Source organism: Collinsella aerofaciens (assembly GCF_039758815.1).
Classification (GTDB): Bacteria; Actinomycetota; Coriobacteriia; order Coriobacteriales; family Coriobacteriaceae; genus Collinsella; species Collinsella aerofaciens_BP.
In genome coordinates, this window is sequence record NZ_JBDMSK010000007.1 from 33,629 (window position 1) to 45,703 (window position 12,075).

Annotated in this window: 12 protein-coding genes and 1 pseudogene; all 13 read right to left on the reverse strand. The window is 53.8% G+C overall.

The window, feature by feature from the left end:
• Nucleotides 1-2 precede the first annotated feature (2 nt).
• A pseudogene (locus ABHT90_RS10000) lies at nt 3-170 on the reverse strand (4Fe-4S dicluster domain-containing protein); the annotation flags it as partial.
• Entirely contained in the window at nt 151-1,413 is a 1,263-nt protein-coding gene (locus ABHT90_RS05060) for an O-antigen ligase family protein (protein WP_346981819.1), read from the reverse strand. The pseudogene ABHT90_RS10000 and the gene ABHT90_RS05060, both read right to left, overlap by 20 nt.
• A gap of 82 nt (nt 1,414-1,495) precedes the next feature.
• Nucleotides 1,496-2,986 carry a lipopolysaccharide biosynthesis protein gene (locus ABHT90_RS05065; protein WP_346981820.1) on the reverse strand — a complete coding sequence of 497 codons (1,491 nt, stop codon included), beginning with the start codon at nt 2,984-2,986 and terminating at the stop codon, nt 1,496-1,498.
• A gap of 16 nt (nt 2,987-3,002) precedes the next feature.
• On the reverse strand, nt 3,003-4,088 hold the full coding sequence (locus ABHT90_RS05070; RefSeq protein ID WP_346981821.1) for a polysaccharide pyruvyl transferase family protein: 1,086 nt from the start codon (nt 4,086-4,088) through the stop codon (nt 3,003-3,005).
• A gap of 30 nt (nt 4,089-4,118) precedes the next feature.
• Nucleotides 4,119-4,649 carry a serine O-acetyltransferase gene (locus ABHT90_RS05075; RefSeq protein WP_324249212.1) on the reverse strand — a complete coding sequence of 177 codons (531 nt, stop codon included), beginning with the start codon at nt 4,647-4,649 and terminating at the stop codon, nt 4,119-4,121.
• A gap of 1 nt (nt 4,650) precedes the next feature.
• The gene (locus tag ABHT90_RS05080; RefSeq protein WP_346981822.1) at nt 4,651-5,451 is read right to left on the reverse strand and encodes a glycosyltransferase family 32 protein; all 801 of its coding nucleotides are present in this window, start codon (nt 5,449-5,451) and stop codon (nt 4,651-4,653) included.
• 79 nt (nt 5,452-5,530) lie between these two features.
• A complete protein-coding gene (locus ABHT90_RS05085) occupies nt 5,531-6,586 on the reverse strand; it encodes a glycosyltransferase family 4 protein (protein ID WP_195361901.1) in 1,056 nt (351 codons plus the stop codon).
• Nucleotides 6,579-7,532, reverse strand: a complete 954-nt coding sequence (locus tag ABHT90_RS05090; RefSeq protein WP_195361900.1) for an ATP-grasp fold amidoligase family protein — start codon at nt 7,530-7,532, stop codon at nt 6,579-6,581. The genes ABHT90_RS05085 and ABHT90_RS05090 overlap by 8 nt, the downstream gene beginning before the upstream one ends.
• Nucleotides 7,532-8,629 carry a non-hydrolyzing UDP-N-acetylglucosamine 2-epimerase gene (wecB, locus tag ABHT90_RS05095; protein WP_346981823.1) on the reverse strand — a complete coding sequence of 366 codons (1,098 nt, stop codon included), beginning with the start codon at nt 8,627-8,629 and terminating at the stop codon, nt 7,532-7,534. Before wecB ends, ABHT90_RS05090 begins: the two co-directional genes overlap by 1 nt.
• A gap of 30 nt (nt 8,630-8,659) precedes the next feature.
• The gene (locus ABHT90_RS05100; RefSeq protein ID WP_346981824.1) at nt 8,660-9,877 is read right to left on the reverse strand and encodes a nucleotide sugar dehydrogenase; all 1,218 of its coding nucleotides are present in this window, start codon (nt 9,875-9,877) and stop codon (nt 8,660-8,662) included.
• Between the two features lie 2 nt (nt 9,878-9,879).
• Nucleotides 9,880-10,632: a WecB/TagA/CpsF family glycosyltransferase gene (locus ABHT90_RS05105; RefSeq protein ID WP_346981825.1), complete on the reverse strand. Its 753-nt coding sequence runs from the start codon at nt 10,630-10,632 to the stop codon at nt 9,880-9,882.
• Entirely contained in the window at nt 10,632-11,381 is a 750-nt protein-coding gene (locus ABHT90_RS05110; protein WP_346981826.1) for a sugar transferase, read from the reverse strand. Before ABHT90_RS05110 ends, ABHT90_RS05105 begins: the two co-directional genes overlap by 1 nt.
• An 80-nt stretch (nt 11,382-11,461) precedes the next feature.
• The gene (locus ABHT90_RS05115; protein WP_346981827.1) at nt 11,462-12,052 is read right to left on the reverse strand and encodes a hypothetical protein; all 591 of its coding nucleotides are present in this window, start codon (nt 12,050-12,052) and stop codon (nt 11,462-11,464) included.
• Nucleotides 12,053-12,075 lie beyond the last annotated feature (23 nt).

Consider the following 12,075-nt stretch of genomic DNA (forward strand, 5'->3'; position numbering starts at 1 on the left):
TTAGCCGGACATACCCTCTGGCACAAACCGCACTCAACACATTTTGATTCGTCAATCTTCGGACGGTAAAAACCATGAGAGTCTTCTACAATCTGAATCGCCGATCGAGGACACACAGACAGACACGCAGAGCACCCGGTACAGCGTTGACTATCTTTGCAGATATCCACGGAATCCCTCCCTATCGTTAAGAATCATCTTGTCTGAGCCGCAAATAGCAAACGCCGCCACACATGAAATGAAATACGGTATGTAGCACTGCGGATCGTATAAAGGGTTGCCTGAAAAGCAATAAATTAGAAAGAAAATCTGCACACCCAAACAGGCCCACAAGCAAAAGGAGTCCCCATAAGGACCTTCCTCTAAAAGAGATTCAGATCGATGCATGGCTGCAAGGATGGAGAGAAACGCAGGCACAACAAAAGCCGCAAGGCCAATCACACCCGTCTCGGCAAGCAACTGAAGGTATACGTTGTGAGCACTCATCGACGAAAAGCCAAGATTGCTGTACATTGCACCAAGGGAGGTAGTGGCAACATACTTGGAATAAGTCCCCCAACCACAACCAAGTAAGGGTTTTGCATAAAACATACTCCAAGCGCAATCGTACAAATAGCTTCTGCCATTGCCCGTTTCATCATCTGAAAGCTCAATAAACCTCTCAAGAGTCGCCTGAACAGCGGGAACAAACGTAGCAAGAACGCCGACAGCTATTACAGCGATTGCAGCAACAACCAAGGTCCTGAGCATCGTCCCGGTAAGCTTCTTTCTATTTACGAACAGATACGAGATGACGATAGCAGCAACGGATGCAACCAAAGGACCCCGCTTAGTAGTCAGAAAAAGCGCAAGCAAGAGCATCAGGCTCAGCATCAAATCTTTAATCCGAACCTTTTCCCTGCTACCAGCAAGACCACAGGCCCAAGAGACGAGACCCAAACTCAAATAAATCGAATTAGTGCTGTAGTGCGCCGTGAAGCCAGAGCGATAGTCCCTAGCCATATAGCTACCTGAAAAGAAGGCAGATTTAACTGGCAGATAAAGTGCAGGGACTAGCCAGAAGACGATGGTGCAGAACGCATGAAATGCTGCAAAGGCGACAAGAACCCTAAGGCATGAAGTGACCCAGGATCGCTCGCCTGCCGCAACATACATGCACAGAAATAGAAGCGTATAAACTACGAGCAGGGTCAAATTAGCCACACCGTATATCAAACTATGGATAAAGAACAGCACAAAGAAAGGCGCCCAAGCCAGTTCAAGGCCAAATCTCTTGCAAGCAAATCTTCTGTTAGTCACAAAATGTAGAAGAAGCGCCGTAGCAGATAGCAGGAGACAGACATCAAGCGCAAGCGCAGAAGCAGCGAGCGATTGGCAGAAAAAGGCGTAAAAGAGCAGTGGAATGAACACCATGGACCCATCATTTAGGGAAAATCGTCGCTCTAACTCAGAGCAAGACTCAACACCGGGCCTAGACGCGCTGAAATAATTCATCCTATTTAATCCTCATAAAACGACCAATAATCGAACTATAGCTAGGCCTGTCGAAGAAATAGAGCGTCGCGCATGCGGCGACTGCGCCCCAAATGACAAGGCCGATGGCGACCGCAATCCATCCTGTCCAACTTCCAACGAAGCAAGACAGTAGATAGCCAGGCATGGCCACGAGAACGGTCTGTAATACATACACGCCAAACGACCAAAACGAACTCGAAAGAGAGTCCTTCGAGATTTTAAGAGGCTCGTAGAGCAAAAGGTCAATCACGCGGTATAGATTGGATACGCAGGACGCAGCAATTGTGCCGACGACCCCAAAACGCATCGTAAGCGGGATACCCAAGACAATAATGATTGCAGCCTGCAAGCAGGTCTGCGCCCTAGTCTCACGGTACATACCAGCAGCAATTACAAGTAAGCCCTGGGACGACTTGCCGTGATAGAGAAAAACATTAAGGACGACGAGAAAACCGAGCAGACCATTGTGATAGTTTGCATCGTGAAACCCGCCTGCATACAAATCCACAAAAGGCAAAATCAATGAAAAGGCACACCCGCATGCCACGGCGGAGACTGCGTACACAAGTGCTCGATATGGCTTATACGAAGACCGAAGACCCTCATAATCTCCCTCAGCAATTTGCCGGCCAAAGAGTGCCTGAAGTCCTGTGCCGAGGACATTCGGAATCATCTGCAGACCCGTAGATACCAGCATGTAAACAGCAAGAACGCTGACTTCACTCATGCTCCCACAGAGGAAGGTCGCCAAAATAACAGGAGCGCCCGACTGAACGGCTCCCAAGATCTGAAGAAACAGCGCATCCCACCTCTGGGGCAGCTGATAGTCACCGTAATCAACTTTGCAATTGAGTTTCGGGTAATGACGGCGTGTATACAGAGCGAGAATCAGACTGCGTGCAAAAACCGCAGAGAGAGCCAACGCATAGACAGCGACAACAGGAGCATGGAGATAGGCAAACAAGAAAATGACGGCCGTGTTAACCAGCGTGAAGACCGTCGATGCGAGTTGAATGAGCCAGTTCTTTTGATCGGCGGTAAGGAAAACTTGGTACTTGGCGAGGGAAAAGAAATCCACGACGATCTTGGCACCCAACAGGAAGGTAAGCACCATGATCTCCCAAGGCGCAAGCGAACCTACCGAGACAAATATGGGATAAACGACCGAAAGGCCAACCAGCAAGACAAGAAACAACATGCCCGACTTCTGATAAAAGACCTTCGAGGCCGAAGCCACGACGTTAATCCCATCCCAGTCGCCCTTAGCAATAGGCTTATATAGAGCGAAGGTCGCCGCACCAGAAATACCAGCTTCGACAAGTGCGAAATAACCAATAAACTGAGTTAGAGAGGTCACCAGACCGTTAACCTCGGATCCATATACGCCAATAATCGCCCTTGGGACGAGGAAGCCGGCAACGATAGCGGTCAACTGGTAGACCAAGTTCCAAAAAGTGTTCTTTGCAAACATAAGCCAGAAACGACACCTACAATCCAATGCAGCGAGCGATAAAGGCACGCGCTGTATCACGGTCATGTGAGAGGGTCTGGTTTGCATGACCATAGTCAACAGCCGAAGCAACGACTTCGTCTCGATACAGACAACCCTCAATTCCATAACGTGCGAGCAGGTCTGTAATCCTGACGTTACTCTGAACGGCGGAGTCCGACGTTTTAACGACAAACGACTTATTGAAATTCATGGAGAAGCAGGCGCCGTGGAAGGAGTCCGTGCAAACAAACGACGCCTCACTAACAAGCTTCAAGAAAGCAGCCGGACCGATACCCCTCACGTTAATCATGCCGGGGAAATTCTTCGTGTTGTAATGAATGCAGACGACAGGAACGCCGAGCTCGCTGGCGATCTTCCTAGCTCGATCCACAAGTTTTTGCTCAGAGTTAAGCGTATAAAGCAGAACATAGGATTGAGGTATCGTATCCAAGCCGTCATCTGAGGCTAACGCCGACCAGTCATCGCCCGTAAGAAGCAGGGTCGGATCGGGCATAAATACAGATTCGAGCCCCATCTCGCTAAGGACCTCCATAGAGCTCGGTTCCCTAACGGAAAGACCAGTGAACTTTGCCAGCCTGTCGGCCGCGCCTTCATCGCAAGCCAAAATGGATTCCGCCGTCGCATCTCCCAGACTGGCAGCATAAGACGCGACCTTTGTAACTTCAGCGATACCTTCACCCAAAAAGACGGGGTCATGGCCATTAACCCGAGGATTGAAAACCTGATCGCTGCCAATGAGAACGCAGTCGAGGCTCTTGGCTCTATCAATAAGAGCTTGCTTATCCAGCTTTCCCGTAGGGCTTAGATTGCGCTTAGCAAATCGACTGAACGAATTAAGCCTCTGGCGCTCAAAACCCCTGCGAAGGAAATAACGAACGGCATCCGAAGGAGCGAACGAGAAGCGCGTACCCAACTCTCGATCATCGAGTTCCTTATTGCTGTAATTGAGCACTTCGCAGTCGCAGCCCAACGACATCACGGTCCTGCGCAGAGCACATGCTTGTAGCGAAGCACCATAATTTACGGTATTCGAAAATGTGAGGATGCCTATTCGTTTCAATATCTTACCGCCTAACTATTCGCAAGCTTGTTAAACCAAATTGATGATGTAACCTTCAGTAGCGTTATCGGTTTCGATAACCTTGCACGGGTTGCCAATGACTATCGAATGATTGGGAATATCCTGGTTAACAAAGGTATTGGAGGCAATAAAGACATCGTTTCCAATGGCCACATTACCTGCAACCGTCGAGTTAATACCGAGATATACGCGGTCACCAATCGTAGGGACGCCCTTTCTATGGCCACGGTTTTCTTGGCCGATGGTGCACCCCTTATGGATGTTCACGTTGCGGCCCAACTTCGCGCCGACGTTAACAGTAATGCCGTAAGGGTGACCAATGTAGAAGCCTTCACCAATTTGAGTTGATGGCGAAATCTCGAGTCCACACTTCCTGGAAAGATGTTTCCTCGGAAGCGTGAAGAGGAGTTTTCGCAATCCCCCTGCTTGACACATCCTTAGATAGAAAACATAGCGGTAGCCAAAATCACCCAATAGCCGGCCGAGCTTTACGCCTTCCGAACCAAAATAGTGAAAAGTATCTTTAGCGAATATGCCCACTCTAACTTCTCTCTCCTTTAGCAATCTTTTCGCGAACAAAGCCAAAGATTCTCTTAGTTCCTACAACCAAGCCGCCGTCACTAAGCTCCATGAGAATTCGACCCAAAATCTGCGAAAGCCTTCGCCCAATGAACGGGGAACACTTACGCACGACCTTCCTCTTGATGAGATATTTCGGCTCAACCCAGCTTCCCGAAGAGCGATGAATGCTGTAGGTTTCACGCTTGATGTGATAACCGCCGAAACCGTAAACGGGGTTGAACGCTTTGGAGTCCAAGGCAAGCCAGCCACTAAAATGCTGCTCTTTGTTCACGCGTTCAAAGCCAATTTTCTGGAGCTCAGCGGTAAACACTTCATTCACAGTGGTCTTATCGAGAAAATCAGGGTCGCTAGAGAACTTCATCGACTCATATCGCTCTATACATGCGCGAATTACAGGGTCATGAGGCTCAACAGCAACAATCAATCCAGTAGTGGCAGTCAACGATGATTCTTCGATTGCAGTGAAAGGAATGCTTTCCATGAGAGGCGATATGTCTCGTATGAGCTCGCTACCAATATCCATATAGATGCCGCCGTACTCGTACAAGACTTTAAAGCGAGCGTAGTCCGACACAAATGCCCAGAGGCCCGCCGCATACGCATCCCTTGACCAAGAGCACAATGCGAAGTCGAAGTTATCCTCATTCCACTGTTTGACCTCAAACCCAGGCGCAAACTTCTCCCACGAAGCCAAGGACCTCACAGCAGTCTCAGAGAGCGGATTGCCTCCGAACCAGCAGTAATGAATAGTCTTATCCATCGTCACGCTCCTAAATGTGCAACTTGGAAATAAGAAACGGAGTCTGGCGGGTCTCCAATATCACCCAAGAAAGCGAGTCTCACCGGCAAATATCTTCGTAAACCATGCCAAGCCGGTTCATAAACGCCGTAAGGGAAAAGGCATCTTTTATGCGAGCTCGTCCCTGAATTCCAATCATTTCCTTGTAAGAGGTATCGCTCATGAGATTCTCGAGCTTAGTGGCCAACGCATCAACATCATCAACTGGAAACATAATTCCGTCCACGCCGTCGGTAATGACCTGTGGAATACCCCCGACAGGAGTCGCAATGGTAGCAAGTCCGTACGACATTGCCTCAAGCACACTCATAGGCATGCCCTCATTCTTCGAAGGAAGGCAGAACATGCTGCTGTTGCGAAAGGCTTCATCTTTCTTCTCACCTTTAGCCCAGCCTATAAAGCTGCACCTGTCACCAATTCCAAGTTCATCCGCCAGTTGTTCATATGCTGGCACATCCCCGTCTCCGCCAAAGACAAAACGCGCATCGGGATGAGTCTTAAGAACGCGCTTAGCAGCACGCAAAAGTAAATCCGGACTCTTGCGCGCATCAAGACGCCCCATGAACAAAACCGTATTGCACGAATAATCAATAGCGTTAACCTCAGGAACGTCAACGGCGTTATGCACCACCACGATACGATCCAAGGAACAGATGTGCCTTTTTAGAAGGAATTCCTTCCACTCCTCCGACAGAACGACCACCTTTGAGCAACATTCAAAGGAATGTGAGATATCGCGTCTCTCAGCCTCGCCACATTCTTCGTCAAACCAAACACCGAACTCGCTACCATGCAGATGGAGAAGAACGGGTTTGTTTCGAAAGAAGGCCGCCCTCATGAAGATCTTTTTTCGGCGATAGCTGCCACGAGACGCCATATGCACATGTACGAGATCGCACGCGTTGAGCCTACTGAGATATTTCATATAAGCCACAAGGGCAATGGAGAGCTTCTTGAACTTCCCGCCCTCAGCAGTTGTCGAAATGAATTCTATTGAACCTTCGTTACGATTCGACCACTTCATAATGTTGTTTTCAACCGTGGAGATGCCACCCATAGCATCAAGACTCGGGCCAATCATCAACACTTTAGGCATTATCAGCACCTAAAGATCTTTTAGAAGAAGCGCAAGACCAATCGCAGTACTTTTCTAAATGGGAAACAGTTGGCAAAACAAACAAATCGCCAAGCTCTCGGTCAAGTCTATCGGGTTGCTCCTCTAGTGCATAGAAGGGATCGTATCCGCCTCCGGTATAGAAAGTCATCTCGCCAAAGTAAGGTTTACCGCTAATGTTGTACCAGTCAACCCGCACGTGAGGGAAACCATCAGAGAGTTTCTCGGAAAGCTCAAGCATAAGTTCGTAGTTCTCGGGCTTTACAGTAGGCTTATGCTCAGATACCTCATGGTCGATATCGCCGCGCTGCTCCCATTCAGTAGAAAAGTACTGCATTTCATGATTAGTGAAACGATCGGCGTCCGTCTGAACAAGAGCTGCCTTACCGTCAAAACAATAGAACTTATAATCAGTCGGAGTCGCTCTTCCAGGTTCATCAAGAAATGCTTCCGCCACAATGCGAGGCGTGATACCGAGATAAGCCCACTCCCTGCCCTGCCAATACCAGTTTCTATGCAAGGCAACATTCAGACGTTTCTTGGCCTCAACAAAATCAAAATTCGACTTATCCGTGCAAACAAATGTGCTCTGCGAGTCGTGAGTACATTTAAGCACAAACTTTTCCGGCAATTTATCGAGATCGATCTCCTCAACTGCATTGAAAACACCGAAAAGCGGCACAAGATACTCGGACCCAATACGTTGTTCGACGAAAGAGCGCACGCCATATTTATCTGCAAGCTGAGTCAAAACTGGATTATGGTAGTTAAGCTTGTACCACTGCAGCTTCTCATTGAATGTCTTAGGACACTCGAAGTCAGGCTCGTAATGAAGTTTAGCTTTGAAGTAGAGACGCATATATGCCTCATCAGGAATGAAGCGCAAGTTGTTTTTAAGAGAAAGAGTAAACCTCTTTTTTAGCTTCACTATTTACCTCCAATAACGTCCGCAATTCGCTCACTCGCATGTCCGTCGCCGTAAGGATTCGATGCATGGCTCATGGCCTCGTACTCGGCCTGATCGCTGAGCAGGCGGCTGAACTCGCGGTAGATGAAGTCCTCCTCGGTGCCGACGAGCTTCAGCGTGCCGGCTGCAATGCCCTCGGGACGCTCGGTGGTATCGCGCATGACGAGCACCGGCTTGCCCAGGCTCGGGGCCTCCTCCTGGATGCCGCCGGAGTCGGTGAGGATGAGGTGGCTCGCCGCCATGAAGTTGTGGAAGTCGAGAACCTCGAGCGGGTCGATGATGTGCAGGCGGTCGAAGCCGTCGAGCTCCTCGTGGGCGGCCTTCCGGACGAGCGGGTTCATGTGGATGGGGTAGATGGCCTTGGTGTCGGGATGCTCCTCCATCACGCGGCGGATGGCGCGGAACATGCGGTGCATAGGCTCGCCCAGGTTCTCGCGGCGGTGCGCCGTGATGAGGATGAGGCGGGAGCCCTCGGCCCACTCGAGCTCGGGGTGCGAATATCCCTCGCGCACGGTAGTGCGCAGGGCATCGATGCCCGTGTTGCCGGTAACCCAGATCTTGGGCTCGGGCTTGCCCTCGGCGAGCAGGTTCTTCTTGCTGGCCTCCGTCGGGGCGAAGTAGTACTCACTCACGATGTCCACGGCCTGGCGGTTGAACTCCTCCGGCCAGGGGCTGTAGATGTCGTGCGTGCGCAGGCCGGCCTCGACGTGCCCCACGGGGATCTGGAGGTAGAAGCAGGCGAGCGCCGCGGCGAAGCTGGTCGTGGTGTCGCCGTGGACCAGGACGACGTCGGGCTTCTCGTACTCGAGGACGGCCTTGAGCTTGACAAGTACGTCGCACGTCACGTCGAACAGCGTCTGGCCCGGCTTCATGATCGCCAGATCGTGGTCGGGAGTCACGTCGAAGACGCGCAGCACCTGGTCGAGCATCTCGCGGTGCTGGCCCGTCACGGTCACGACGGTCTCGAACTCATCCTTTTGCGACTTCAGCTCATTGACGAGCGGGCACATCTTGATGGCCTCCGGGCGGGTGCCGAAGACGAGCATTACCTTCTTCAAAACGGATTCCCCCTGAAGAGTCACATGGTCTTACAGCTTGTAGACGTTCTCGCCGTCGCCGCAGACGTTGCGCGGGTCGATGAGGACGCGGTCACCGAAGATGCCGGGGTTGTCCTTGACCTGGGAGTGGCCGACCATCACGATCACCATCTCCAGGCCGTCCAGGAACTCCTCCATGGAATGCACCTGGCCGGGGACCTCGTCGCGCTCGACCCACGGGTCGTAGACCTTGACGGAGCCGGCGCAGAGGTGCTCGGACATGGACTCGAGCATCTGCAGCGTCGGGGACTCGCGGATGTCGTCGACGTTCTCCTTGTAGGTGAGGCCGTAGATGCCGACCTTGGAAGCGTCGGAGATGCCGCGCTCCGCCATGACCTCGTGGGCGCGGTGCATGACGTACTCGGGCATGGAGGCGTTGGTCTGAAGGGCGAGGCGGATGAAGTTGGCCGTCTCGGGGTAGTCGCCGACCAGGAACCACGGGTCGACCGGGATGCAGTGGCCGCCGACGCCCGGGCCGGGGTTGAGGATGTTCACGCGCGGGTGCTTGTTGGCGATGCGGATGACCTCGGCGACGTCCATGCCGCCGATTCGGCAGATCTTGGCGAGCTCGTTGGAGAAGGCGATGTTCACCGCGCGGAAGGTGTTCTCGACGACCTTGGTCATCTCGGCGGTACGGATGTCGGTGACGGAGATCTCGCCCTGGCAGAAGCTAGCGTAGACCTTCGCCACGGCCTCGCCCACCTCGGGGTCGTCGGCGCCGATGGTGCGGTTGTTGTGCAGCAGCTCGTAGACCATGTTGCCCGGGATGATGCGCTCGGGGGCATGGACGAGCCTGACGTCCCCGCGGCCGGCCTCGGCGAGCAGCGGGCGCACGAAGCGGTCGATGGTGTTGGGCGAGACGGTGGACTCGACTACGAGCACGGCGCCCTCGGGCGCGACCTCGAGCACGGTCTTGCAGGCCGCCACGACGTAGCACGGGTCGATCTTCTTGTCGAGCTTGTCGTAGGGCGTGGGTACCGAGACGATGTAGGTGTCGCAGACCTGGTAGTCGGTGGAGAACTTGATGCCGGACTTCAGGGCGTCGGCGAACAACTCGTCCAGGCCCTCCTCCTTGAAGGTGGTCTTGCCGGCGTTGAGCGTGGCGACGAGTCCCTCGTTGTAGTCGGTGCCAACGACCTCCACGCCGTGGGAGGCCATCATGAGGGCAGTAGGGAGGCCGATGTAGCCGAGACCGATAACGTTAACCATTATTATTCACCTTTCTTTGCGAACTTGTATCTATATGTGAGGGCGACGAATTTGAGGTTGCCGATGATGTAGCGCTTCCACAGCCTTCCCGGCTCCTGGATGAAGCGGTAGAACCACTCCAGGCCGTGCTCCTGCATCCACGTCGGAGCTCGGTCGGTAACGCCGGCAACAACATCGAAGCTGCCGCCGACGCCCATGACGAATGGGATTCCGATCTGGTCGATGTACTTGTGGACCCAGTACTCTTTCTTGGGAGAGGAGAAAGCGACGAACATCATGTCGGCTCCCGAGGCGGCCATATCTGATACGATCTGGGGCTCGTCCGCCTCGGTGAAGTAGCCGTTGCGATACCCTGCGATCTGGATGCCCGGGTACCTGTCCTCGAAAATCGCTTTGACCTTGGTGACCACCTCTTCCTTCGCCCCGAAGAGGTAGATGCGGTAGCCCTTCTCGGACGCCAGCCCGACAAGCCTCTGGAACAGGTCGATGCCCGTGACGCGCTCCCCGAGAGGAACGCCCAGCTTCTTCGCCGCCCAGACGATCGAGGCGCCGTCGGCGTTGATCAAGGGGCACTCGTTGACGATGGACGCGAGCTCGGGATCGGCCTCCATCAGGTTGACCTTGGAGGCGTTGATTACGACATGCTGGGTCGGCACTCCCCTCGCGATGATCTTCTCGATTTCATCCACCGTCTCGTCTAGCGAGATGGCGTTTACGTACGTGTTCAGAATTGGATAACGATTGCCGGCTGACACTAGCACGCCCCGCTTCCCGTGATTACCTCGACGACAGTGAGTAGAACGATCTTGAGATCCGTGATGACTCCGCGCTTGGCGATGTACTCCAGGTCGCGCTGGACCATTCCGTCAAAGCCCGTTGAATTGCGATCCGTCACCTGCCACCAGCCGGTGATGCCGGGCTTGACGGCCAGGCGCTGCAGGTCGTACTCGGTGTACTCCGCGACCTCGTTGGGCAGCGGCGGGCGCGGGCCGACGACGGACATCTGGCCCAGGAACACGTTGAGGAACTGCGGGAACTCGTCGATGGAGTGCTTGCGGATGAACTTGCCGATCTTCGTTACGCGCGGGTCGTCCCTCATCTTGAACATGGCGCCGGCAATCTCGTTCTGCCCCTTAAGCTCGGCGAGGCGCTCGTCGGCGTCTTTGTACATGCTGCGGAACTTCCACATGCGGAAGGTGGACAGGCTGCCGTCGCGGTGGGTCTGCCCCACGCGGATCTGGCTGTAGAACGGGTTGCCCTCGCTCTCCAGGCGGATGGCCGCGGCGAGCACAAGGCCCGGCACGGCGATGAAGACGAGCACGCAGCCGCTGAACACGATGTCGAACGCGCGCTTTACTGCGCGGTAGGCCAGGCGCGTGCGGTCCCAGTCCTTCACGGTCTGCATGGCCTTGTAGCGCATGCTCGCATCGCTGCCGCTCATTGCCTGGGCAACAAGCGCGGCCCCCACCGGCGCGTTGTGCTCTGTTGCTTCTTTACTAGTCAAGTTCAAATCCACGTACCTGTCCTCAGGGATCCCCCAATCGATGAATTCAAAATGCGAACGAATTGCCGGTGCAACGTCCCTTACGTCTTACTGGGCACGTCCAGCGGAAGCAGCTCCCTAAAAGCGGAGTCGCCTTCGCCTACGTCAACCAGGCACCAGCGCTTATGACGGTCGATCTTCTTTACACGGGCCTCCTGCCCCACCAAGGGCCCCTGCTCTATGTGCAGCACGCCGTCTTCTATGCGCGCAACGCTGTTGCGTACCACGCCGTCGTCGTCGAGTACGCTGCGGTACCAGTCCTGCGCATCGTCCGGCATGGGCGCATAGGCCCGCTCCCTGCTGCCAGCAATGCGGCAGCCAAAGCTCAACTGGGCCAAAGCCTTGTCGAGAAGGGTGGCATCGCGCGTGGCGACGAAGAAGTATTCCTTGTACATAGGTTTGGTTTGGAGCGACCAGGCGCCGTCCCGCTTAAACCAGAACTCCTTTTGCATCACAAAAGCGTCCTGCATCAGCTCGTGCGGGATAATGCGGCGGACCTTTTCACAGGTCTCGCGCTCTTTACCATTGGGGGTGTGGACCAGATACCAGCGGACGCGGCCACGCTGGCTGTTGGTAATAGCGCCACTAAAGGCACCGGGCAGCTGCTCTTGGCGCCGCATTGTCTGTTCCATCTCTCGCCCCCTTAACTTGTCTC